Annotated in this window: 26 protein-coding genes and 1 tRNA gene; 4 read left to right on the top strand and 23 right to left on the bottom strand. The window is 51.1% G+C overall.

The window, feature by feature from the left end:
- Positions 1 to 125: 125 nt before the first annotated feature.
- From JNUCC32_RS30870 to JNUCC32_RS30810, 13 genes are all read right to left on the bottom strand, one after another.
- Positions 126 to 569 carry an AAA family ATPase gene (locus JNUCC32_RS30870; RefSeq protein WP_192570707.1) on the bottom strand — a complete coding sequence of 148 codons (444 nt, stop codon included), beginning with the start codon at positions 567 to 569 and terminating at the stop codon, positions 126 to 128.
- Positions 569 to 1,309 (bottom strand): tRNA(His) guanylyltransferase Thg1 family protein, encoded by a 741-nt coding sequence (locus JNUCC32_RS30865; protein WP_192570706.1) that lies wholly within the window; start codon positions 1,307 to 1,309, stop codon positions 569 to 571. Before JNUCC32_RS30865 ends, JNUCC32_RS30870 begins: the two co-directional genes overlap by 1 nt.
- Before the next feature lie 54 nt (positions 1,310 to 1,363).
- Positions 1,364 to 1,759, bottom strand: a complete 396-nt coding sequence (locus JNUCC32_RS30860) for a hypothetical protein (RefSeq protein WP_192570705.1) — start codon at positions 1,757 to 1,759, stop codon at positions 1,364 to 1,366.
- A 236-nt stretch (positions 1,760 to 1,995) separates the two neighbouring features.
- The gene (locus JNUCC32_RS30855) at positions 1,996 to 3,855 is read right to left on the bottom strand and encodes a DUF6382 domain-containing protein (protein ID WP_192570704.1); all 1,860 of its coding nucleotides are present in this window, start codon (positions 3,853 to 3,855) and stop codon (positions 1,996 to 1,998) included.
- A 12-nt stretch (positions 3,856 to 3,867) separates the two neighbouring features.
- Entirely contained in the window at positions 3,868 to 4,380 is a 513-nt protein-coding gene (locus JNUCC32_RS30850) for an A24 family peptidase (protein WP_192570703.1), read from the bottom strand.
- A 148-nt stretch (positions 4,381 to 4,528) separates the two neighbouring features.
- On the bottom strand, positions 4,529 to 5,452 hold the full coding sequence (locus JNUCC32_RS30845; RefSeq protein WP_192572760.1) for a TadE/TadG family type IV pilus assembly protein: 924 nt from the start codon (positions 5,450 to 5,452) through the stop codon (positions 4,529 to 4,531).
- Positions 5,453 to 5,535: 83 nt separating this feature from the next.
- Positions 5,536 to 7,722, bottom strand: coding sequence for an SNF7 family protein (locus JNUCC32_RS30840; protein WP_228468851.1), 2,187 nt, complete (start codon positions 7,720 to 7,722; stop codon positions 5,536 to 5,538).
- Between the two features lie 47 nt (positions 7,723 to 7,769).
- Positions 7,770 to 8,447: a TadE family protein gene (locus JNUCC32_RS30835; RefSeq protein WP_096776494.1), complete on the bottom strand. Its 678-nt coding sequence runs from the start codon at positions 8,445 to 8,447 to the stop codon at positions 7,770 to 7,772.
- A complete protein-coding gene (locus JNUCC32_RS30830) occupies positions 8,440 to 8,631 on the bottom strand; it encodes a Flp1 family type IVb pilin (RefSeq protein WP_015737227.1) in 192 nt (63 codons plus the stop codon). Before JNUCC32_RS30830 ends, JNUCC32_RS30835 begins: the two co-directional genes overlap by 8 nt.
- Positions 8,632 to 8,651: 20 nt before the next feature.
- Entirely contained in the window at positions 8,652 to 9,524 is an 873-nt protein-coding gene (locus JNUCC32_RS30825; RefSeq protein ID WP_192570701.1) for a type II secretion system F family protein, read from the bottom strand.
- A gap of 16 nt (positions 9,525 to 9,540) precedes the next feature.
- Positions 9,541 to 10,398, bottom strand: a complete 858-nt coding sequence (locus JNUCC32_RS30820) for a type II secretion system F family protein (protein WP_096776497.1) — start codon at positions 10,396 to 10,398, stop codon at positions 9,541 to 9,543.
- Complete coding sequence (locus JNUCC32_RS30815) at positions 10,399 to 11,646, bottom strand: TadA family conjugal transfer-associated ATPase (protein ID WP_192570700.1); 1,248 nt, start codon at positions 11,644 to 11,646, stop codon at positions 10,399 to 10,401.
- Positions 11,646 to 12,803 (bottom strand): P-loop NTPase family protein, encoded by a 1,158-nt coding sequence (locus tag JNUCC32_RS30810; RefSeq protein ID WP_192570699.1) that lies wholly within the window; start codon positions 12,801 to 12,803, stop codon positions 11,646 to 11,648. Before JNUCC32_RS30810 ends, JNUCC32_RS30815 begins: the two co-directional genes overlap by 1 nt.
- A gap of 308 nt (positions 12,804 to 13,111) precedes the next feature.
- Here JNUCC32_RS30810 and JNUCC32_RS30805 point away from each other — a divergent pair, with 308 nt between their 5' ends.
- The 3 genes from JNUCC32_RS30805 to JNUCC32_RS30795 all read left to right on the top strand — a co-directional run bounded on the left by JNUCC32_RS30805 (position 13,112) and on the right by JNUCC32_RS30795 (position 15,986).
- Positions 13,112 to 13,972 carry a thermonuclease family protein gene (locus JNUCC32_RS30805; protein ID WP_096776500.1) on the top strand — a complete coding sequence of 287 codons (861 nt, stop codon included), beginning with the start codon at positions 13,112 to 13,114 and terminating at the stop codon, positions 13,970 to 13,972.
- Between the two features lie 84 nt (positions 13,973 to 14,056).
- Positions 14,057 to 15,469 carry a PepSY-associated TM helix domain-containing protein gene (locus JNUCC32_RS30800; protein ID WP_192570698.1) on the top strand — a complete coding sequence of 471 codons (1,413 nt, stop codon included), beginning with the start codon at positions 14,057 to 14,059 and terminating at the stop codon, positions 15,467 to 15,469.
- A 40-nt stretch (positions 15,470 to 15,509) separates the two neighbouring features.
- Positions 15,510 to 15,986: a FixH family protein gene (locus JNUCC32_RS30795; protein WP_192570697.1), complete on the top strand. Its 477-nt coding sequence runs from the start codon at positions 15,510 to 15,512 to the stop codon at positions 15,984 to 15,986.
- Between the two features lie 11 nt (positions 15,987 to 15,997).
- Here JNUCC32_RS30795 and JNUCC32_RS30790 read toward each other — a convergent pair whose 3' ends face one another.
- The 6 genes from JNUCC32_RS30790 to JNUCC32_RS30765 all read right to left on the bottom strand — a co-directional run bounded on the left by JNUCC32_RS30790 (position 15,998) and on the right by JNUCC32_RS30765 (position 18,405).
- Positions 15,998 to 16,423: a thiol-disulfide oxidoreductase DCC family protein gene (locus JNUCC32_RS30790; protein WP_096776503.1), complete on the bottom strand. Its 426-nt coding sequence runs from the start codon at positions 16,421 to 16,423 to the stop codon at positions 15,998 to 16,000.
- A gap of 85 nt (positions 16,424 to 16,508) precedes the next feature.
- Positions 16,509 to 16,784: a hypothetical protein gene (locus JNUCC32_RS30785; protein WP_009594434.1), complete on the bottom strand. Its 276-nt coding sequence runs from the start codon at positions 16,782 to 16,784 to the stop codon at positions 16,509 to 16,511.
- An 89-nt stretch (positions 16,785 to 16,873) separates the two neighbouring features.
- Complete coding sequence (locus JNUCC32_RS30780) at positions 16,874 to 17,116, bottom strand: zinc ribbon domain-containing protein (RefSeq protein ID WP_006212369.1); 243 nt, start codon at positions 17,114 to 17,116, stop codon at positions 16,874 to 16,876.
- Between the two features lie 131 nt (positions 17,117 to 17,247).
- Positions 17,248 to 17,667, bottom strand: coding sequence for an organic hydroperoxide resistance protein (locus tag JNUCC32_RS30775; RefSeq protein WP_015737236.1), 420 nt, complete (start codon positions 17,665 to 17,667; stop codon positions 17,248 to 17,250).
- Positions 17,668 to 17,853: 186 nt separating this feature from the next.
- A tRNA-Leu gene (locus JNUCC32_RS30770) sits at positions 17,854 to 17,936 on the bottom strand.
- Between the two features lie 103 nt (positions 17,937 to 18,039).
- The gene (locus JNUCC32_RS30765) at positions 18,040 to 18,405 is read right to left on the bottom strand and encodes a helix-turn-helix domain-containing protein (RefSeq protein WP_192570696.1); all 366 of its coding nucleotides are present in this window, start codon (positions 18,403 to 18,405) and stop codon (positions 18,040 to 18,042) included.
- Between the two features lie 177 nt (positions 18,406 to 18,582).
- On the opposite strand from JNUCC32_RS30765, the gene JNUCC32_RS30760 reads away from it, so the two are divergent.
- The gene (locus tag JNUCC32_RS30760; RefSeq protein ID WP_096776505.1) at positions 18,583 to 19,224 is read left to right on the top strand and encodes a PAS domain-containing protein; all 642 of its coding nucleotides are present in this window, start codon (positions 18,583 to 18,585) and stop codon (positions 19,222 to 19,224) included.
- Positions 19,225 to 19,322: 98 nt separating this feature from the next.
- Here the strand turns inward: JNUCC32_RS30760 and JNUCC32_RS30755 are convergent, their stop codons facing one another.
- From JNUCC32_RS30755 to JNUCC32_RS30740, 4 genes are read right to left on the bottom strand one after another with little or no spacing between them, the layout of a single operon-like run.
- Positions 19,323 to 21,017, bottom strand: coding sequence for an alpha/beta hydrolase (locus JNUCC32_RS30755; RefSeq protein WP_192570695.1), 1,695 nt, complete (start codon positions 21,015 to 21,017; stop codon positions 19,323 to 19,325).
- A gap of 22 nt (positions 21,018 to 21,039) precedes the next feature.
- Entirely contained in the window at positions 21,040 to 22,032 is a 993-nt protein-coding gene (locus JNUCC32_RS30750; protein WP_192572759.1) for a FecCD family ABC transporter permease, read from the bottom strand.
- Positions 22,033 to 22,051: 19 nt separating this feature from the next.
- Complete coding sequence (locus JNUCC32_RS30745) at positions 22,052 to 23,059, bottom strand: FecCD family ABC transporter permease (RefSeq protein WP_009594414.1); 1,008 nt, start codon at positions 23,057 to 23,059, stop codon at positions 22,052 to 22,054.
- A 40-nt stretch (positions 23,060 to 23,099) separates the two neighbouring features.
- Positions 23,100 to 24,116 carry an ABC transporter substrate-binding protein gene (locus JNUCC32_RS30740; protein ID WP_192570694.1) on the bottom strand — a complete coding sequence of 339 codons (1,017 nt, stop codon included), beginning with the start codon at positions 24,114 to 24,116 and terminating at the stop codon, positions 23,100 to 23,102.
- Between the last annotated feature and the right edge of the window lie 23 nt (positions 24,117 to 24,139).

The raw sequence follows: 24,139 nt of genomic DNA, 5'->3' as shown, positions 1-24,139 counted from the left end.
CACAAACAAGGGTGACCATAATAAGGCTTTTTTTATCACATTGATCATTCTCCTTCATCTCCAGAAATTAAATCCTATGTAATAAACCTTTATCTATGGGGGATATATTCAAAAAGTTGAAAGACTCATTTCATTTTCATTTCTTCGACTTCAAATCCTTCATTAAGTGACCGCACCAAATACAATTCATCAAAACCCTCATCATAGTAAGGAGTTTGCAACATCTTCAGTGTACTTTTGATTCCAACCTCAGGAATCTTATCTTTTCCTTGTCTCTGTTCGTTACGTGCATAAGATAAATCATAATTCGGTTCAAAGTAATAACCCACGATCTTATACCTATGTTTTTTACCTAATTCGATATATTTTTTTCGTTCATCCATTGTTGGATTCGTATTATCAATTACAAACGGCAGACTAGTACTGATTGATGCTTCAAGAAAAACATTCTCACGATGCCTTGTCCGCAACATATCAAGGTTTATTCTCATATGAGTTTTGAAAAACTTTTCTTTATAAAATGTTGATTTTCCAGAAGCTTGAATCCCAATGAAAATGACACACTCCATTATTTTTCATCCTTTGATAAATAAACGTACTGATTTATGTACTCTCTATTCTGACTAAAAATCGGTGTATTAAAATCAACATCCCACTTGCTCCGAAGCGCCTCTCCTTTTTTATAGTACTGCTTTGTAATGCACGCTCCGCGTTTTTGCCAAATAGGCAGATCGTTCCAATTTACACCTTTTTCGAGAAATAACTTGTCCTGAAGTTTCTTTCCATCTAATCCCTGTAACTCCTTATGTGGAAAGCTTGCCTGAGCAACCATCGAAATGCTGTTTTTGGTTGCGTCCTGCTGTCTCCAAAGAAAATAGTTCGCTACCTCATCATGAGGCAGTACCCAAGCTCTGCTATCAAATGTGGCGAGCGGCTTGTCGGGAAAGGCTTTTTGTATAACCTCATTGAACTTTGCAGTAGCCATTGAAGCAGACACTGAAACCATTTTTTGTAGATTATTTTCAAACCAAGACTGCGTTGTTAACTTATCATAATTGGTCAGCAGAATAGATATTTCATCACTTTGATGGTAGATCAACTTACAACCCATAATATTTTGCGCTAAGTATTTACACGTCTCCCAAAAAGCCTGAATTAGTACCTCATCAAACGGTTTTATCATTCCACGAGTAAATGTATGGAAATGTGAACCATCTATACGAATAATCACTGGAAGTCTCTGAGGAAGCGTTTGTCTAAAAATGTTTTCGTAACCCTTCATTCGGTTGCCAAAGTCGTCCTTTTTCATGTTTGCTCCTTTTAATGATTGATAAAAGAATTGCAATACTGGATTTAATTTGAGTTATCGTTCACTTGATTTTTTTAATTCCATGCCTCTAGTAAAAAATACAACCCCAATCGCAGCAAAAGTCACGTAATTGCTTATTCTCGTTATGACTGCTTCATCGTCCTCATAATTAATCCAGTACAAGAGGGCAAATGGCGAAATTATCATGAAGGCTTTCATAACTAACGTAAAAACATACTGGATTCTTTGCTTGCGTGAATCCCCTTCTGTAGCAGCTATTTTTAGGCCAACCTTAGATGAGTCATAAATTGTTATAAATAATGCGATGATACTTGTATATGCTGTAATTTTTGCGTCAATCTGAATCCATGGAATAAATGCTACTATTGCAATACCTAGATATATTCCTGCAGCCAAGTAAAAAAAGTTGCTTTTAATTTTCCTATGCAAAATCCTCTTGTCCTCTCATTAAAGTATTATTATCTCGCCTTAAAATTATAGTTAATCGGTACATTTTACCATAATTATCATACCAGATGTTTTTTATAGATCTAGTAAAAATAAAAAACCAAAGGCCCCTCTAAAAATTAGGGTACACCTTTGGTTTTCTGCAATAATCCGAATTCCCTCTAAACTTCATAGAATAATGGCTTCGCAAATCTTACTTCTACTATAATAATCCCGTATTAATATCCCCCCCTGCGCAGGGTAAACGTCCATCCGGCAATAATAAAGGCATCCCCTTCCATCAAAGGGTATTCTTTATAAGGCACCATGGATTCTCCCTTCAACATTGTACCGTTTCTGGAACCCAGATCCTTCAGGACGTATCCACCGCTTTCGCGAGAGAGCTCGACATGTGCCCGTGAAGTTCCCACACCTTCAGCTACAAATTGGGCGACGTCGGGAGAGCGGCCGATGATGAAATGGGGCTGATGCAATTCAATTCGCTTCGGGACGGCTGCATTCGGTTCGGTAAGCTCAAGATAGTCCCTGGCCGAATGGTGTCCGGGCGGACGAACGGCGGTCTCTGGACTTAACAGCACGGTAGCTCCCCCACCACCAGAGGACGAAAGCACCTCCGTCCGTTGGGACAGCTGGGCATAATAATCCCCTTCTTCCCTATAAGAATCTCCTGCCCCGGCGTTAGGAGAACGCGAAAAAGCCTGGTCCCGAAAAGACTGTACGGAAGATCCCGCTGAAGGCTGATCCCGCTCAAGGTTAAATGGAGATTTAGGAACCTGCCATCTCCAATGCTCATTCCCCTCACCAAGCTCTGCTTCTGCCGCTTTCCCTGAGTCCGCTGCCTGTCTTCCCGTAAGAAGACCTGATAAGGGATCTGCCTCAAAACGCGGGACGGACTTCCACTTGGCATGCTCTTGCGGACTCAGCTCTGTGGATTCAAACACGGGCAATGAACCGGACCAATCCTCCGTTCTCCGTGGGAGCAGCCGGAGTTTGCCCGTGTAGCCGAGCCAAGCGATCACGGCAAGCAGAATCGTAATCCCTACCGATAGCCCCAACATCAGCGGACCCGGTTGATTCATGTACAACATTCTCCAAGCTCCCGCTGCGGCGAGCAAACATCCTAGCAAAATATAAGTCCGAACCGGCGAAGACCTGCCATGCTCCGCTTCATCAAGACTTGAATCATCTGTGCCAGATGACCACGCAGGAAGACCTGATGGGGTGCGACCGGCGTGAGAATTACCTTCTTCGTTTCGGCCGCTTTTCCCAAACATCTCGTTGGTACGTTCCGTCAGGCTTCGAATTAAACTCTGTTTATCCGTGTTGCCGTCATTCTCCGTCTGCAATGCCGCACTCCGGCTGTGAGCCGGCTCTGCAAATGAGAAGGCAGTCCTGGAGACGCTGCTGTTTGAGGGATTATCGGTATAGGGCAATCTTTCATTCACATGTGCAGGCACTGCCATCTTCGCTTGCGTTCCTGCTTGATCGCTTTCACCATCTTCTCCTGCAAGCAGTTCAATGACAAGCCGCTTAAGTCCCGGCAAACTGAAGCTCTGTTCACTGCAGAAGGTCATCAATGCTTGTATCCCTCCTCCTTTCAGCTCCGAGACCGATAAGAGAAGCCTTGTCATAAGTTCCTTAAGCGTTACAGGGAGACGGTTACTGCTTGTCTCATTAACGGCAAGGGGAACATAGGTTAAATATAATGTGCCAAGATGCAGGGAGCCTTCAACAAACAGAAAATCCTCATGAAGTATGTAATTCTCGGGTTGAAGCATATACAGCCTGCTGTCCTCCAATGCGGTAGCGATCTGCAGCAGCAGCCCATAGTACTCGGTCAACGTCATGCGCTCGCTCTTCAATGCCTGAGACAGCATCTTTTTGCCGGTGATATCATATTCCAAGGTTACTTTGTAATCGACTTCTTTCATATGCAGCTTCAAAAAGTGCGGGATTCTCGAAGAACGGATCATGCCCAGCTGCACATGATTCAGTTCTGTTGACTGGATCCCTTCATCCCGGTCCAGCACCATGATCGTTCCGCCGTTCTGCATAAAATCCGCCTTTAATCCGAACATAAGCGCCGCCTCCTACATGTGCAGTACTAGATACGTGCTGATCATGCCAGGAAGGACAGCCATCATAAAGGGAAATCGCAAGTGCTCCTCCTGGCTGTTGCACCACGGCAACCAGCTCTTCATGACAAAAACTCCGGCGATACTGCCAACGACATGGCGTATTCGCTTCATCGTCTCCCGCCGCCAGAGCAGAATGAGCAAACCGATGGCACCGGCAAAAAGGACAGAATACATAATGCCCTGCAAGGTAAACCACAAGCCGGTCCAGGCGCCGATCCCACCGAACAGCTTAACGTCGCCCGCTCCTACAGCCCCTATAAAATACATGATCAACAAGATGAGAAACCCTGCTCCAAGACCCTTCAAAGAAAAGAGCAGGCCTTCCCATCCGTCCAGAGCGCCATGAAAGATCGGACCGGACAGCATAGCCGATACGGTTAGAGCATTCGGTATCTTCATGGAACGAAGGTCTGTAATAAAGGCCGCAATCAGATAAACGGCACAAATACCAAAGGCAACGGCCACACCCATCAACCTCCCCTGCGCGACTATTCAAAGGAATAGTCTGAATAGAACTTTAACTATTGACGCACAACGAATTGCTTTTATTGGAAAGACTTTTATTGGATATTACTTTAGAACCCTATATTTCATAACCTTGCTCTTGAACCTCTCATGAGCCCGACCGCGCTACCACCGTAAACGGCACCTCGATCCGCTGCCCGTCGGCCGTCTCAACCACGAACAGCCAAGTCCCCGGCGTTGTATTAAATCCCACGTTCCATTCCCAATCGATATAGCCATTATCATCCGCGGTCTTCCAACCCAAATATTTAGCCGTGCTCTGGCCGCTCTTATAATAGACTGATAATTGAGCGCTGGCCCCTGGCTCTACTTTCACCTTTACCTTAGCCTGCTTGCTTGCGACGGCCGGATTCGGCTTCTCCAACAGCTCAATGGCTCCGTTCTCCGAGCCGTCCCCGTTCCCCGAATCGCCCCCGCCTTCTCCGGTGTCTCCAATCCACAGCCTCTCCTTGGCCTTCGCTTGCAGCACGATGCGTTTGTTCAAGAAAGGAACCCGGATTGGAAGGGCATAATTCACCTCAATGCCAAAATAAGGACTCGTGCCGCTCTTCAAATTGGGTATGTGAACATTCGACACATGGATTCGGTCATAATCCAGAAGGCGGTCAGGCATGAACGGCTTCATCATCGGCTTAACCACGGGGTCGAGTACGGCTTCCACGGTTTGGTTCTTAAGCTGCTGCAGAGGCTCCTCACCTGAAGCGACAGCTTCCGTGATCCACTCCTTAGCAGGAGAAGGAAGCGAGTCGCTATAATTCGAAACCCAATCGGACAGCGACAATTTGGGTATTTCCCAATGGGACGTGCTGGGCGTGCCTTCGCTTGTTCCGTTACCGCCTGCATTCGCCTGCACGGCTAGAGAAACAGGATACATATGGGCCGCTGCGGTTTTGACGGTATCGGAAACGGTGCTTTGGAGCGCCGTCGATATCAACGTCATCTGCACGATATATATGAGAAAAATGACAAAAAACATAAACATCGGCAGCACAAGCGCAGCTTCCACGACCATGCTTCCTTGCTCCGCCGACGCTCTGCTCTTACGCAAAGGCTTTCGTAATACCGATAAACATTTCATTCAAGTAACCCCTAATCCTAATAGGAAAAATCCGCCTTGCGCTTGACCAAGTACCGACTTCCTTGAACTTCATCCCCGTCGCTTCCGAATGCAACGCCGATCGACTTCGTCACTCCCGGAAGAAACCATAAACGCATGGCCGTCCTAACTTCCCCTGAAGCGTAAGTAAATCGCTCCGCAGGATTGATGCCGGTGTTTAATCGTATCAGCGCCAGCATGCGTGATAACTTCTTCTCGTTATTGCTGTGAATAAACAAAAATATTCGTAAATGATCCCTGTAGGTAAGCTCAACGGGTACATACTTGGAAAGCTGAACGCTTCCCTTCTGACACAGCTGGATCATATCCTCGATAGCCTTCTCGATCCCATACAGGATGGCTGCCGCCAAAACCGCCAACGGATTTCCTAATTTGCTGTTGACGACGAATCCTTCCATCGTCCGAATCGCGAGCCTGGAAGCGAAGATTTCTGCATAAGCCGCCGAAATATTCCCGGCGGGGTTGTGGAATCCGTACAGAATATATTCCACTTCCTGATTCCCGATAGCGAACTCCTGCACTATCTCCTCTCCCGTGCTGGACCCGTCAACGATTCCGGATAAGTTCCCGACATCGAAATGCTGATAATAATGAACGGCGTACTCATTCTGAAACAGTTCGTCCCTAACACCGCCAAGCACGTTCCCCATAAATCCAAACATGCCGTCCATGTTATCCATTGCTTGTTTGCCGGCATCATACGGATCGTCGTCCAGCGGCTTTCCCTTACTCATGCTGTCTGCTTCCGCATTAAATTGAAGGCTTTCGTCATAGTACTGCTGGAGTTCACGAAACTCATCCATAATGGCTTGATTCTGCCCATTCAGCCCGTTGATCGCCTCGATGGCTTTGGATGCCTGCTTCAGCTTCTGATTGGCCAGCTTCTCCATCGCCTTCCGTTCCTTATCCGATGTGCGAAACTGCTCCAATGCCGCCTGCTGCCGATCCATGATATTTCCGCTGCCTGATACCCCATAATTAGAAATGTAATTCTGCAATTCGCGGCTAGCTCCGATCACGGCTCCCTTCATCCCCTCCCCGCCCAATGAAGACTGTAGCGCGGCCACAGCTCGGACAACCTGTTGATAACGACGCTCCTGGTTGTCAATTTCTTGCCGAAAGCCGTTTAAGAAGACATCGCCATGAATTAACTTGTCCGCTTGCTTCCGAATGGATTGGATCATCTCCGCTTCCGACCCGGAGGAATCGGCTGACCCCGGCGTTATGTCATTCGTCACTTGGTCATACCCCGCATTAGATGAACGGTTCTCGGATTCCTTGATGACCTGCTTCATCTCCTCGTTCAAACTCCTGGCTTCCTCCCATAATTGCTGCGCGTCCGCTAGGAGCTTGTCATTCTCGCGCTGAAACCGTTCGGCCTCTCTCGATATCTGCGAGCCGATGGAAGACATTCCGCTCCGGTAAGCCATGAGCAGAAGCGTATACTGTTTCTCTTTTGGGGGCCTGTCCGCGTCCTCCTGTTGTTTATCTTTATAATCCTCATACTGCGATGCCCCGTCGGCAGCGGTTTGGATGCTGCCCCCGAGCGAAGTATCGTTGATCGGTTGTCCAGGCGGATCCATGACCAGCTTCGATAGCCGGATCGCATGCTCTCCTGCCTTGCGCTGCTTTGCCAGCATCTCATCCAGCGCCGCTTCCCGCTTGTCATACAGCCTGCGCAGCTTCTTAAGCACATCGACCGTATTGGAAGCTTCCTTCATGGACTGCGATAAAGGTTTGAACTTGCCCACTAATTCCAAAGTGAAATCGATCGGCGCTTTATACTTCATGTCCTCGATGATCTGCCGGTTGAAGATGTCATAAGTGCCCAATGGACGCTGCAATTCAAGCCCCGAGCTATCGAGTTCCATCGCCATTAACCGGAACGCATCGCTGCGGTCTCCCGGGTTCAAGCTGTCATTCAGCACGTTGCCCATAATGAGATCCCCGCTGGTGCCCCCATGGGCATACAGTCCGTATTCCTTCTGCAGCTGCGGATCGTAGGATGACATCACGGAGCGTACGGCTGCTCTTGTCAGCCTCTCGCTTTGCACCTTCATGGCCGCGATACGCGAGAAATCAATGAATATGGCTACAAACATAAATACGGCTGCCAGGGCGATAATCAAAAAAACAGATACAGATCCATCGGACGATCGGCCCACCTCTCTCCTTCTCCAACTAGACCGCGCTTTCCCATGCTTCGTCATGACTATCGCGAACCTCCGAACTTTTGTAGAACTTCCCCTGCGGCTGCCTTATCCGTTCCGTTTCTCCCGCCTTGAAACTTCGATCCGTAATATCGCATCAAATCCACCGTGCGGATAAATTCAACGGGATCAACCACAATCGATTGTGAGTTGACCTCGATCTGGCCGCCATCGTCCAGCATTCGGCTGATTGGCGTCAGAGAGACCTGCTCGTTTAACGACGTCGTTACTTTTCGTATGAGCAGCTGATTCGTATAACGAATCTCTCCAACCATGCTGGAAGGCACGGCCGTGCCGCCCTTGGACATCTTAAGCTCGGGCAATTTCCCTGCGCTCTCAGCCTCCCCTTGCGGCAGTGTAATCGACCTCGTACTGTCTCCCCCCGCCAAACCGAATAAGGTCCCGACAACGTTATCGTCGGTTAACCGCCAATATAACGCATCATGGCGTCCCTGTTCCACGGATCCCGAGGCAGCGATCTTATGGCTGTTGTCCCAGATATACGCGGTCCTTTCGGAAGCCGCCGCCGATGCCTGAACCAGCATGGACTGCTGATAGATATACAAGCATAGGAACAGAAGCAAAACCGTCACCATCAGCACGATGGGAAGAACCAGGGAGGCTTCAACCGTGAAGCTCCCCGTATCGTCCTTCCATCTTTTCTGGAGCCTATTATTCAAGGAACTCTTTGCTCTTGTTGTTCACGTTTTTAAACAAGTTGTTCACCAAGGCCGTAATCTGATCTTTAAATATAAGCGCGATAATCAAAATAACGACGAGGATCAGGATCATCTCAAGCGTTCCGATCCCTTTCTCATCCTTCCAAAAAGCTTTCATACCATTCTTCGCCATGTTTAACATCATATTTCGTACACCGGTCCCTTCTACATGTTCATCATCATAAATGCAGGCGCTCCGAGCAAAACAATCACGATCATGAAGATGACCACCATTGGCAGCACCAGCTTCGAGGAGGCCTGCTCGCCCCTTGTTCTTGCAATGGCCTTGCGCTTCTCCCACAGCACGCGGGACAAATCCCGCAGTGCCAGGACAAAGTCGTTCCCGCCGCGCCGAAAATTAAGCAGGACGGTTGTTGTAAATATCGATACTTCCTGAACGCCGCACCGTTTATTGAACTGCTCGAAGGCTTGCTGGAACGGATGGCCTCCCTCCCATTCAAGCACCATTCTCTTCAGCTCAGCATACAGGGGATGGCTCTCGTCCTTGTTCCGTTCCACGCAATGAATGATCGCCCGCTGCACCGTCTCGCCGGCGCCGACAAGCAGCACAATCTTGTTCAGAAGCTCCGGCAGCTCCATCACGATATCCTGCTCACGCAGCGTGACCTTTTTATGGAGATCCTTCACCAAAGCGACGGGCAGCAATGCCCCCAATCCGAATCCAGCCAGAAGTCCGATTACGCCCCCGGACAGCAACGACCACAAGCAGCCGCCGATCAAAATAAGCCATGTATACGCAAGGGCCTCGGCCATAAATAACAACGTCATTTCCGCGCTGTGCCGCAGACCATGGATCTTCTGAACGGAGCCCTGCATCCGGTAGAATACAATCGGGAAGCGCATCGGAACCTTCCCCCGCTCCAGCAGGAACAACACAGGCGGCGCTAACCGCTGCAGCCTGAGCCCATCCATGGACAATCTGCCAAGACGATGGTATCGTTCGCCGCACGTTCGATTCAGCACCACCCAACCACCCACAAGCAGAACCGTCAGCGCGCCGGACATCCATGTCAGCATCCCCCCCTCACCCTCCTTACACCTTGATATCCATCATTTTGGTGATCCATAAGAAACAGCCTCCTAAAGCCGCAAGTGCAAGAGTAGAGATCATGATCCCCGATCCGCTGTACATGGGCTCCATATAATCGGGGGATGTCATATTCATGAACAGCAGCAGGAGGAACGGGGCGGCAAGAAGCGCCTTGGATTCGAACCGCTTCTGTGCAATCATCACGGATATCTCCTGCTGGATATCCAGCTTCTCCCCGATGACGGAGGAGGTTCTGCGCACGACTTCGACCAAATCGCCGCCTGTGCGTTTGCAAGTCGAGAAGACATCCGCAAAATTCGTTAGATCCTCCATCCCCGCCCTTCTTGCAAAATCCTGCAGTGCCACTTCGATAGGCTCGCCGTACTCCAAACGGGACACAATGACCTTAAGTTCGAAGATCAGATCGCTGCTGCCTCCGGGATCCAGCAGCAGCAAGTCCTGAACGGCATCCCTGAACCCGTTCTCCACGGAGCGGCCGGCCGACAGGGACGAGGACAAGGAATAGAGAGCTTGCTTGAAGTGAAGATTCAGCGTCCTGCGTCTGCGATCCAGCATAAACCGCCGCCATAATTTAGGGATCATCAGCCCTCCCGCTCCCAGCAGCAGCGACAATATCAGATTGTGATAAAACAGATAACCGATGAAGCAAAACAAAAGGCCGCCAAGGATCACACATGCCGTTCTGTGACTCATCGAGAGATGATAGACACTGTAATCCGGAAGGGCGTGGGTTCGGGCCGCGGCTGCATGCTCGGGTTTACCGGCGATTTTGCTCCTCTTGATCACTCGGCCGCCTTGGCCCTCTTTGGACATCCAGGCAGAACTACCGGAGCGTTTCATTTATGTCACCTCCATCATCTTCTGCAGCGGCCAAGCCGTAATCCCGGCCATATGAAGCTTGTCCGCCGATTGAAGCGGATTGCCGCAAGGCTCCAGGCGCCCAATCACCCGGCCGCCCGATTCGCCCGTTTCACGGAACCGGTACAGCGGGTTCAGCACCACCTCGCCGTCGCTCATTCCAATCACTTCGCTAATCTCCGTTACGCGTCGCGATCGATCCCTTAACCGGGATAAATGCACAAATATATCAATCGCCGAGCTAATCTGCTGGCGGACCACGCTGATCGGAAGATCCGCACCGCTCAGTACCATCGTCTCCAAACGGCTGATCATGTCCTGCGTGCTGTTGGCGTGCCCCGTCGACAAACTTCCGTCATGCCCTGTATTCATGGCCTGCAGCATATCCAGCGCCTCGCTGCCCCGCACCTCGCCCACCACGATCCGATTGGGACGCATCCGCAGCGAGGAACGGATCAGATCGCGCATCGCGATCTCCCCCCGGCCTTCCGTGTTGGCATTCCGGGTCTCCAGCGACACGAGGTTCGGGACCGTCACGATTTTCAGCTCCGCCGAGTCCTCGATCGTAATGACACGTTCATCAGGCGGAATATATTGCGACAGCGCATTCAGGAAAGTCGTCTTCCCCGACCCCGTCCCGCCGCCTATAAAAATGTTATACTTGCCCTTGACCAATATCCGAAGCTGCTCTGCCGCCTCCTCCGTCAGCGCTCCCCTTCCAACCAAATCATCCATCGTCATCGGCGATTCCGGAAACTTGCGGATCGTCATGGTCGGCCCTTTCAGCGCGATGGGCGGGAGCACGATATTCACCCGGGAGCCGTCCTTCAATCTCGCGTCAACGATGGGCGTCGATTCATTCACCACCCGGTTTACCGTACCCACAATGCTCTGAATGATATCCTCCAGCCGGCTCTGGGACTCGAATTGGACCGGCAGCTTCTTGACCTCGCCGTCCTGCTCGATGAATATATCCTGGTGGCTGTTTATCATAATTTCCGTAATCCGTGGGTCGTCCACCAGAGGCTGAAGCACATCCAGCCCGCGAAAAGAATCGAATACCCTCCGCACCAGCCTCCGCTTCTCGGCTGCGGTCAGCTCCATGAGCTCGCGTCTTCTCCACACCATTTCCTCGATGCGGGCCATCAATTCCGAATTGTTAACGCTCGCACTCATATCAAGCTCGGACCGAACCTGATCCCGAACCGATTTAAACGGATCCTCCATCATCACTTCCCACCGCCCGCATGAACCGGCATGATACCCGAGCCCTCCAGCAGCTGCTGGCAGAGCTTCAATACCTCCCTTTGATAGATCGGCGAGGACAACAGCAGATCTTCCCGATGGAGCTGCTTCCATGAAGGTATATAAGGCAGCACGCCGTCTATGCTCATATCCTTGCGGGGAAGCCCGTTAACAAGCTGACCCGTGTACCGGTTGACGATGAAGCGGCTCCGTTTCCTCACGCTTCCGAACAGGGCGGGGCTCTTAAGCTCCAATTGATCCAGCCATACGCCGCTCTTATGCATGCTGATCAAATCATCCAACAGCACCCAGATCAGCAGTCCGGCCTGTTCGAGAACCGCCTGCAATCGTTCCCCCGAGTCCCCCTCGGTATCCACCACAATGGCATCGTAATGATGGCATGATATCAGGGAGGTCAACAGCAGGGATGTATCGTCCACGGTCATTTCCGATATTTCCTTAACGTTGAAGCTGGGCTCAAAGGAATCGCACTTCAAGCCATGATGCCTGATGATATAGGGAGCTATCGACAGCTCCGTCTCGGAAGCCGATTCTTGGGAGGCCTTAACGTCATACAGTAATCGCGAAAAGCTCCCCTCCATGCCGACGGATCCGGACGGAAACAACGCACTGCTGTTCACGCTCTCCAAATTGAGATAGAAAACTCTCAAACCGAGCACGCCAAGCTGCTTCGCCATGTTCATGGCGATCGTTGATTTCCCGCTCCCTCCCAGGGAAGAGACGATGCCGATCACCGGTGTTGATCCCGAATTCAATTTCTCCAGCGTTCCCCCGCTTCGCCTGCAACGGGTTACCATGATGTCCAGCAGCTGAGGCAGCGGCTGGTATTTGGGGGTGCTGTCGCAGCCCTCCATAAGAGAAAGCGCTGAATGGCCTTCGCTTAGGAGCATCCATGGAACCGATGCCTCCCTCTGGCTGAGCCAGTTCTCCAGCATATCCGCATCCCCCACGACCAAATTCGGCTTCTCCCCCGAGTCCATATAATGAAGGAATGATTCTACGCGGGTGAATGCGGTCACCTGCAGGGCCGATCCGTAGGAGCTTCCATGCACATAATTCAGCAGCGGTTCGACATACCGGGAATCCTGCACTGCCAGCACTAGTCGGGCCGGTATCATCATGCCAATCCCTCTCTTCTGTAACAACGCAAAAAAAGCACCGTCAAAGCCGCGAAAATCGCGGACAATGAACGGTGCTTCCGTTGTCTGTTATAATTTGACATTAGAATATCACAGTTGCAGGATAACGGCAAGATTTTATTTTTTATGTAGATATAGCCCTTAATCACTATTGTCAAAACAAGGATAAATGTCCTACTATATAGGCTTAGAACGAGTGTTCTCTATATAGAAACTTCTTATATAGAATTAACATATATAAACTCCTAAACCATCTAAACCAATACTTCCAAGCTTGGAGAGTGACACCCATGAACAAACGTATACTAGCCGCTTTTCTAACCGCCCTGCTGTTATTATCCGGCTGCAGCCAGCCGCTGATGTCCCCTGCGACGTCGAACGAAGAAACCGCAGCGTCCCGTACATCCGAAGCCGAGACAGACGCCGGCACAACGAATGCCAAGCAGACGACCTATCCCACCGATGATCTGAACCTGCCGCGGGTTGCCGTGGAATTGGTCAAAGCCGTTGACGGCGACACCATCAGCGTCATGTTCGAGGGCAAAAAAGAGAATGTTCGCATGCTGCTGGTCGACACGCCCGAGACAAGCCATCCGAAACTGGGCGTCCAGCCGTTCGGGCCCGAGGCCAAGGCTTTTACGAAGGAGCTCGTGGAACAAGCCGATCGGCTTGAATTGGAGTTCGATATCGGTCCGAACCGGGATAAATATTCCAGGCTGCTCGCTTACGTGTATGCCGACGGGAAAATGGTCCAGGAATCGCTGCTTGAAGAAGGACTGGCCCGCGTCGCCTACATCTATCCGCCCAACACGCGCTATGTGGACAAATTCGATGATTTGCAGCGGATCAGCCGGGACAAGGGGCTCGGCATATGGAGCGTAGAGAACTACGCCCAGGAAGACGGATTCCATCCCGAGGAACAGGACGATACGAATAAGAGCAACAACCATGACACCACAGCAACCCAAGCGCCTACCGAGAAACCCCAACCGTCCAAGCAAGCCTGCGACATTAAAGGCAACATCAACTCCAAGGGCGAGAAAATCTATCATACGCCCGAATCCCCGTACTATGAGCGCACGAAGCAGGAGCAGTGGTTCTGCAGCGAGGAAGAAGCCGAGCAAGCCGGTTTCCGGGCCCCGCTGAAGTAGCTATAAACCTGTTTGCATATATGAAATGAACGCATTGTTCATCTTATATAAATTTTAGCCGTATTTGAAAAGGAGCCACGAGCCATGGGGAAAAAGAAAACGCCGGCAGCCAAACCCAATGAAAATCAATCAGCAAATCCAAGCTCTGCCGCATTATACAAAACCGTCTGGAGATGGCATTTCTATGCCGGCATCATGTTCGCTCCTTTTCTGATCATCCTGGCTGTAACCGGCTCCGTTTACTTATTTAAGCCTCAGATTGAACAAGCGTTATATCGGGACTTCTACACGGTAACCCCACAATCCGAACGGGTAACGCCCAGCAAGCTGGTCGGACAAGTGAAAGAGCTCTACCCTGACGCTACCATCACGAAATACCGCCCCGGCGAGTCGGATTCCCGCTCCACGGAAATCAGTCTGACCTCGGGCAGCGAATCCATGACCGTCTTCATGGACCCCTATACGGGAGAAAAGATGGGCGAGCTGAAAGACAAAGACCGGATCATGGACAAAATCGAGGAGTTCCACGGCGAGCTGATGGTCGGGACGATCGGGGACCGGATCGTGGAGCTTGCCGCCTGCTGGGCGATCGTGCTCATCATCACCGGTTTGTTTTTATGGTTCCCGAAAAATAAAAACAAAAGCAAAAAGAAAAGAAGCCTCGCAGGGATCCTGTATCCGAGGCTCGGCAAGGGCAAGCAGATTCTTCGCCGGGACCTGCACGCCGTTCCCGCATTCTGGATCGCGGCTGGCATGCTGTTTCTCGTCATGACCGGATTACCCTGGTCAGGCCTGTGGGGCAGCAATTTCCAAACCATGGCAACCAATACCGGTGCCGGCTATCCTCCTTCCATCTGGTCGGGCAGTGCGCCGTCCTCCCATGTGGTACGGACGAAGGAAGTCGCAGAGGTCCCTTGGGCGGCCGAAAATCTGGAGGTTCCCAACTCCACCATCTCCGACTTTATGCCGCTTCCGATTGAAGACGTCATGTACGTAGCCCGAAGCGAGGGGATGCATCCGAGTTACACCATCAGCATCCCGCAGCAAGCGGGCGGCGTGTATACGTTGTCGGCCTATCCGCCGAAAGCGCAGGACGAAGCCACCCTGCATATCGACCAGTACAGCGGCGCGGTGTTGGCGGATTATCGCTATGATCATTACGGATTCGTCGGCAAAGCCGTTGCCCTGGGCATTACGCTGCACAAAGGAACCCAATTCGGCATCGTCAACCAGATTTTCAGTTTGCTGATATGCCTAGGCATCATTCTCATTGCGGTAAGCGGTTTGTACTTGTGGTGGAAACGAAAACCGGATCACGGACTGGGGGCTCCGAAAGCGCCCGAGACGGGCGCCAAGAGCATGAGGCTGTTCCTGCTGGTGCTTATCTCTTTGGGGATTCTGTTCCCGCTTGTGGGCTTGTCTCTCATCATCGTGTGGATCATCGATTCTGTCATCGTGCGGAAGATACTGGCGATCAAGGCTTTCCTGAACGCCTGATTCGCTTAGGACTTAATCAAAAATAAGGGGTGGCGGTTTCATGATCGTAAAAGGCCGTATTATTATAACCGTACTGCTATCGGTTCTGCTGCTGAGCGCTTGTTCGGCCAGTCCCGAGGCAGCCGACCGGTATGTAAAAGAAATTCCGCTGATGGCCGAGGTGAACATTCCGGATGTATTATCCGTCCAACAGCCGGAGACCATCGAGATTATCCTTACCCAAGACGGCAAAAGAGTGCCCGGTGCGGATTTTGTCCACTACGAGCTGTGGAGCCATAACGGTTCCCTGCGGGATCCCATGACGGATGCGGTCGAGGTGGGCGATGGCGTGTATACGGTGACCAAAACCTTCGTAAAAGAGGGGCTGTATTTCATCAAGCTGCACAGCGGCAACAACGGCTCCATCATCATTCCCCAGAAACCGTTCGCCGTCGGCAAACTGTCCGAGGCCGAGCTTGCCTACCTGGAGGCGGGAACTCCGACATTCCAAGAAGGCACGGCAGAGCATCATCATTAAAACAAGCGGAATCAGGATAAAAACCGGCGCCGAATGTCCGGCGTCGGCACCATGCACTCACTGGATTGCCCGAACCACCGGTAACGGTTCTTCGCCACCCAGCGGTACACCAGGTTCCGTAAGAAAGGGGGTATCAGGATCAGGACATACGACAGCGGCCAAGGAAAACGAAGACGCCGCGCAATCCGAAGAGCTCCCGTCGATCTGGTGTAATATCTCCCCTGTTCAATCAGCACCATCGTCTCCGGCGAATCTCCATCGAGCCCTCCCTGCCTCAACAGCTCCTGACCGATCTCGGATTGCAGCGAAGCGAACCGGAAAGCACCCGCGGGATCTCGCTTGATAATGAATTGGGTCAGCCCCTGGCACATATGGCACACGCCATCAATCAGCACAATTGCATATTCCTCATGATTTTCGGTTGCACGATCCTTCATATTTTCTTCGCTCCCTTCACGCCATAAAAAAAGAAAAAACGCAGGAGCCCTCTCCTACGCTTGATCAAGTACGCTTATTGGTTTATTACTCAGCAGCTTTGTTCAGCCACTCGCCGTCTCTCATCTGCTGGTCGAATTCGTTCGAGAATTTCTCCATGCATTTGCATATGAAATCCTTACGACAAACCGGGCAAGGTACTTTCCCAAGTCGGCTAAGCGCAGTCAGTTTCCATTCCGGGAAGCGGTTATAGAATACGCGAATATCCGTTCCGTCAGCCGTGTGGATAATGAATTCGTAAAGCCCTTCCTTTTCATTGCTTCCAGCTGTGGTCACATTTGCAATCTGCGGTCTGTATGGCATGTTCATCACCCGTTTATTTTATTTAAATTCCTTATGACTGGTTTGTACTTTCTGGTACTTAGTCATATTAAAGAATTTTAGGGGTGATGTCAACCGAAGAACACATCCAGGATCGAGCCCAGCTGCCCCCTCTTTTTACCTTCCAATATATCCGGGTTGAAGACTTCCACATATCCGCAGTTCGTGCAGGAAACAAATAGGAAATGATTGTGCTGAATATCAAACATTTTGCTCAAGCCTGCCCCCGACATCGAGACCTCTTTCGTCTGGCAGTGGTTCCCTCCGCATTTGCTGCATACAAACCGTTCCTCTATCATTTGTTCTATTCGCATTCCAAGCGCCCCTTTCAATGCATAGCTTTAACTGAAGTACGGCGTATCATGTAAAAAGTTTCATATCGAGCGTCTTTAGCCGACAAAAAAGGATGACCCCCATTTTAGAGAGCCATCCGAATCCTCTATCGTCAGCTTACGCTTAACTCCACGTCGATGTTGCCCCGGGTTGCTTTGGAATACGGGCAAAACGCGTGCGCTTTCTTCGCGAGATCCTCCGCCTGGCTTCGTTCGATGCCGGGCATTTCGATCTTCAGCTTCACTGCCAGCTTAAAGCCGTCAGCGCCTTCGTCTTTTCCGATCGACACCTGGGAGTGGATCACGACATCCTTCAGCTCGACGCCCTCCTTGCGGGCGATGTTGGCCAGGGCGCTTTCATAGCAGGCGCCATAACCGGCCGCGAACAGCTGCTCCGGATTGGTTCCGGCTCCGCCCGGACCTCCGAGCTCTTTCGGCATGCTTAATTTGTGATTGAGAACGCCATCGGTAGATTCAACGGAGCCTTCCCGCCCTCCGACGACTTTAACATCTGCTGTGTATAATGGTTTCATGCTCGTTCATCTCCTTCATGCCCTATTATGGTCTCTACATGTACTCTTTAAACTTTCAGGGCAATTTGAAACGATAAATAAGGCATTTCACCATAGATGAGCATTATCCCGGCACGCGAAGAACATAACAAAAAAAGCCGCTTATCAAAGGGAATTCCACTTGATAAACAGCTTCTTTATGAAGTATGCGGTAGAGAGGACTCGAACCTCCACGGGTATACACCCACTACCCCCTCAAGATAGCGTGTCTGCCATTCCACCACTACCGCATGTATAAGGGATGTTCTGCAGCGAACATTCCCTATTATACTGCCCTCTTGCTCAAAAGTAAAGCGCCAAAATCTGGGCCTTAGGATCAGGCTTTTGCATCAGTTAGCTCTTATCGCTGCGCTTGTCCTTCCGATAGGCCGAAAACTCGATGTATTCGCGGATAAATTCCTTCTCATGCTCTGCCAGACCGGACATTAAGGCAGGATCCAAAGATTCCGGATCTACTTCATATTCCCCGCGGGCTTCCTTGACACGGTTGGTCGGACTGCCTCTTCCTATAATCAGCCAATCCAGGCTGACGGAAAAAAATGCTGCAATCTCAATCAATTTATTCGTGCTCGGCGTTGTTTTTCCCCTCTTCCAGTCACCAAAATTTCCTGTGCTGATCCCGAGGGTTTCACAAAACGCCTTCTTGGTCATACCCCGGCTTTCTATGAGATGTTCGATTCGTTGGTAAATAGACTGCATCAAACAACCGCCTTCCTATTTCTCTTTAAAAGAAAAATATCTTATGTACGTATTTTTGTCTTGCATAATGACTTAATTACGTGTATAATCTAGATATATTGCCTAAATTATACCATAGTACTCATGGATCGTCGTATCTTTTACTCATGAGTCTATTCCGTACGAGGAGCGAGTAAATTGCCCTACGATACCATGACCACATCCTGGAATAATGCGGTGCACTCCTTGAATAAGGGGCTGATGGTCATTACCCCGGATGGCATCATAGACAAAATCAACGATCCGCTCATTGCCATGGCCGAAAAATACGGTGTCCCTCCTGACTTTAGGTGGCATGGAGCATCTTTTTTCGATATGACTTTCAGGCACTTTGGTTCTGTATTCGATCCATTTTCCCATGAGATGGATTTGCCCTCCGTAAAGGAAGTGATGCTGGGCAAGCTGCCTGATTATTCTTTTGAATATGCCGTGGAATGGAATGACCGGCAGAACTGGGTTCTGTGCGAGGTGCTGCCGCTGATGATGAACAAGGACGGCCGTGTTCACGGAGCCATGATATCGTTCACGGATATTACGAAGTTCAAGCACAAGGAACTGCTGCTGGAACAAGCGCTGGCTCACAGCTTCCCTCTTCCAGGACATATTCCTATCTGTGCCGTATGCAAATATGTTCGACAAGCGGATGAATGGGAGCCTGTGGAGAGCTATTTGGAGAGCCGCCTCCCCATTGAGTTTACCCATGATATTTGTCCGGATTGCATTCGCAGATTATACCCGAAATATTCCTCCATTCTCGATGATCCGGAATTGCCCGATTAACAACCCGTCTGCATACAACACAGAATAAGCAGCTTCGATATCCCGATGATCACTGGATTCGAAGCTGCTTATTTATGCTTGAGGCATTCTTTGGTGGATTACGCGTTCACAAAACGAAGCAGGGGGCTTATGAGGGTCGGCAGTACCGAAACATGCCCTTCACCCTCAATTTCGTCGAACGTCGTCTCCAGCACCTCTTCATGCCCTCTGAGAAAGGCATAGAGTTCCCTGGCATCCTTCACCATGGACGGCTTCTCCTCGGCCCCCACGTACAGGCGGAGCGACTTGCGCTCCCCGCTCTGTCGTAAGCGGTTCTTCCCCTCTTCCCATCGCTGGTACAGCGCGTAGTTCTTCCACCACACCGAGGGACATGCCGCAATATACCGCGAAAAGGCATCCGGTCTGGTGAATAAGGTATACAAGGTGAAAAATCCACCGAGCGAGTGTCCGAACAGCGCCTGCTTCGATCGGTTCACGGCATACCGCCGCTCCACGGCCGGCTTCAGCTGCTGCTCGATGAAGGTAAGGAACGCCTCCACGCCGCCCGTCTCCGGCCAATCCATGCCGTTTGGCCGGACTGGCAGTTCAGCGGGATCGGCATATTCCGTAAAGTTATAGAAGCGTTCGCTGCTTACGATGGGGCTGTCGCTGTCAAAGCCGATGCCGACAATGAGCGCAGAGGGAATGCCCCGAGGCGTACGGGATTGCAGGCGGATGGCTTCGGCCAGCGTGCCGAAGGTGGCATTGGCATCCAGCGAATATAACACGGGATAACCTCCCTCAGGAGGCGGTCCCATCGGCTCGGCGATGAAAATGCGGTATTCGCGGCCCGTCACGTCGGACTGCATGGACCAGGTCAGCGTTCCCGGTACGGAAAACAAAGTGGCCTTTACTTGGTTATCTTGGTTATCTTGGTTATCTTGGTTATCTTGGTTATCTTGGTTATCTTGGTTATCTTGGTTATCTTGGTTATCTTGGTTATTATGCATTTCTTGCTTTTCCTGATAATCCGGATCCTCATGTTGAGCCCGCCCCTTCGCCGATGCTTGCTCCTCTGCTTCCCCGACGAACAGCCACCGCAGCGCATCCGGAAATCTTCTGGACATAAAGATAGGATCATGGGTTCCGTCAGGATCTACCGCCAGCTGCAGCCGCTCAGGGCTCACCCCTTGCTCAAGCCAGAACCGATGGGCCTCCACGTTGTTCACAAACATGTTTTTCTGCGCATTTTGCTTATACGCCCCTTCAAGCTGCCCTACGGACATATACACCCGCTGCTCAGCCGGCCATTTTCCCTGCTGGCGGATGTAGTCCATCACCCCCTCGTACCATAACGAAGCCGACAGCATGCCGATCCGTCCGAAGGTATCGGGACGCCAATATCCCGCGAACATCGAGATCAAACCGCCAAAGGAGCCTCCCATGATGGCCGTATGCTCAGGCGCTGGAAGCGTTCGGTACCGATGGTCTATGTATGCTTTGATGACATCCGCTACCTCATCGACATAAGCTCTCCCCTCCCCGCCGAAAGGAGGGTTGCTCTCCAGCAAAGGCTCAGCCGGCCAAGGCGTATACTCACGATTCCGGTTCGTTGTCGAGATTCCGACCAGGATGACCTCTTCCAGCCGGCCTGTCGCAAACAAATGATTCAAATAGTTCAGGCAGTCCGTGAACATATCTCCTTCATCTTGAACATAGGCAACAGGATAGGAACGGTCATACTCCAGATAGGAAGGAGGCAGATACAGTGTAAGCTCTCTGCCTTCAACTGCCAGCTGCTTGTAACGATTCATGTGATCCTCCCGAAAGCTGCTTTTATTTTCTCATGCGAATTAATAAATAGATAAAATACGGAACCCCGATCACGGATACCACAATGCCTGCAGCCAGCTCGGCCGGAGCGAATATCGTTCTGCCGATGAAGTCGCCTATGACAACAATCGCCATGCCCGCTATGCCGCTGATCGGGATGATATGCCTGTGCCGCAGTCCGACAAGCTGCCTGGCCATATGCGGAGCAATCAGGCCGACAAACCCGATGCTGCCGGATACAGCTACGCTGGCACTTACCAGACCGATGCTGCAGAGAAGCAATCTATTTTTCTCGCGCTCGACGGATACCCCGACGCTCTTCACGCTTTCCTCGCTCAGCTGGAACAAGTCGAGCACTTGAGAGCGAAGCCAGATGACAGGCGGCAAAATAACGAGCCACGGCAGCATGGTCACCACAAACTTCCAGTTGGCGCTATGAAGGCTGCCGGCGAGCCAGGCAACCGCCATCTCATAATCTTTCGGGTTCATTTTTAGCGAAACATACATGGTAACGGCTCCAAAGCCGGATGCGATCGCAATGCCCACAAGTATGAGCCGCTGGGGATCCAGCTTTCCGTTTTCTCTCGCAAACATGTATATGGCCGTGGTCGCTGCCAAACCGCCCGCGATGCCGAACATGGGCATCATCATCACCCCGAGCCAGCCGGTCATCGTGATCTGCCCCTGCAGCAGGAACATAAACAGTACGACCGCCATGCCGGCGCCTGCATTGATGCCGAGGATGCCCGGATCCGCAAGCCCGTTGCGGGTAACCCCTTGGATGACGGCACCGGCCATACCGAGCGCAAACCCGACAAGGGCGCCAAGCACGATTCGTGGGAGCCTGAATTCAAACACGACAAGATCAAAGTCCGCATTGGGCTTCATCCGAAAGAGCGTCTGGATTACTTCCTTGATGGACATGTCAAACGTGCCGTTGGTCAGACTGAAATAAACGGCTGCCAATACGACCGCTATCCCGCCTGCCAGCACCATCGGGAACCGATAAGATGTGTTACGCACGCTGAGCCCCTCCCCTCGTCTTGATCAGATAGAGGAAGAACGGCACGCCGATCAGCGAAGTGATGACACCGACCGGCGTCTCGAAAGGGCTGTTCACGAACCTGGCGAGAATGTCGCACAGCGCCAGGAACATGCCGCCAAGCACGCCCGACACCGGTACGATCCATCGGTAATCGGAGCCCGATAAGTACCGGGCAATATGAGGGACAATCAAGCCTACAAAGGCAACCTTCCCTGCCAGCGCCACCGATACGCCCGTCAAGATCACGACCGCCAGCATCGCAAGGCCTTTCACCAGCCATGTTTTGACGCCAAGCCCCTTGGCCGTCTCGTCCCCGAGGGAGAGCAGCGTGATCGATTTGGACAAAACCACGGCGAGGCACAAACCGACGATCGCAAACGGAATGCTCAGCTTGATCAGCTCGGGATCCATGGCATGCAGCCGGGCATTGTACCAAAAACTGATGCTTTGGGAAATCTGAAAATAAGCTGCCAAAGCTTCGGCCGTTCCGCTAAGAAACGTCCCGATCACGGTTCCGAGTATAGCCAGCCGAACCGGACTGAGCCCCCCTGGAATTAGCCATGCTAATCCGAACACGACGGCTGCACCGATCGCGGAACCAACCAATGAACTGACAATGTACATATTGGAGCTGGCATTCGGAATGAATACCATGAACAAGGTCACCGCGAACACCGAACCGTCCGATACCCCCATAATGGAGGGGGAGGCTAGATAGTTTCTTGTCATCCCCTGCATAAGAGCGCCCGAAACCGCCAGAAAAGCACCGATCAGCATAGCCCCGACGACTCGGGGCAGCCGGGAACTCATAATGATCTGATGGTCGATGCTCTCCGGGTCAAAAGCGAAGATGGAGTCCCAGACGGTATCCATCGAAATATTCTTGGCTCCATACAGGATGGAGGCCGCTATGAGCAATAAGCAGACTGCCGGGGCCATCACAAGGATGACAGCCGGCAGCGATTTTTTGAACCCCATGAACAACACGCCTTATACGTTTATACTGGAATCAATGATATTATTTCGTAAGATTTTCGACGGCAGCTTTCAGAAACTCGATTTTACTGTACGCGGTACCGCCTTGAGCAAGCGGGTCAACCACGTTGACAAAAGCCGTTCCGTTCTTGAACGCGTTCAGGTTTTTCATGATAGGATCATTCTGCAGCTCTTCCAGTGCGTTCGGCGTATCCTTGTTCTCGTCCGGAGAGAACTGGACAAACACGTAATCCGGATTCATCTCAGCCATTTTCTCTTTGGAGACCAGCTCCTGCGCTTGCGCGGCTTCTACCTCAGCCGGTACGGCGATTCCCAGATCCTCGTACAATACCGGATTAAAGAATACCCCAGCCGGGTAAATGTACATCTCCCCCGCACGAACCCTTAGCGCCAAAACCTTCTTGTCCTTCAGGCTGTCTCCGATGGTTGCCTTTGCGGCTTCCAGATCCTCTTTATATTTAGCGATCTCTTGCTCAGCCTGTTCCTGCTTGCCGCTCAACTCGCCCAGCAATCTCAAATTGCTCTCCCAGTTGGTGGATACATGAGAATAAGGTATCGTCGGGGCAATTTTATTCAATTGTTCCACGACCTCCGGCTTGAACTTGGAAGATCCCAAAATCACGTCCGGTTTAAGCGAGAGGATCGTTTCGAAATTCGGCTCGGTTTTCTCGCCTACCGACTGGGCATCCTTCGTAATCGACTCAAACAATGGAGGGAAAGAGCCCGAGAAACTGATCGCTCCGACCGGATTCACTTCCAGCACAATAGAGTCCTCCATGGCTTCGACGGCACCCGTGATAACGATCCGCTCCGTTTTGGCAGGAAGCGTGTATTCCTGATCAAGATATTTCACAACTTTGGTTTCGCCCGCAGCGGGTGTTTCTTCGTTCGAAGCTTTATTCTCCTCAGCGGTGTTCGTGCTTCCTGCATTACTCGTGCTTGCTCCGTCTGTATCTTTAACCTCGTTACCTCCGCCACAAGCAGATAGTACCAAAGCAAATACCAGCAATAACCCCAAGACCATTTTCATCCGTTTCATCTCTCTCCAGTTACCCCTTCCAT

It is taken from the genome of Paenibacillus sp. JNUCC32, assembly GCF_014863545.1.
GTDB lineage: Bacteria > Bacillota > Bacilli > Paenibacillales > Paenibacillaceae > Paenibacillus_AQ > Paenibacillus_AQ lautus_A.
The sequence above is the reverse complement of the archived record's forward strand: the minus strand, read 5'-3'. Positions and strand labels throughout refer to the sequence as shown.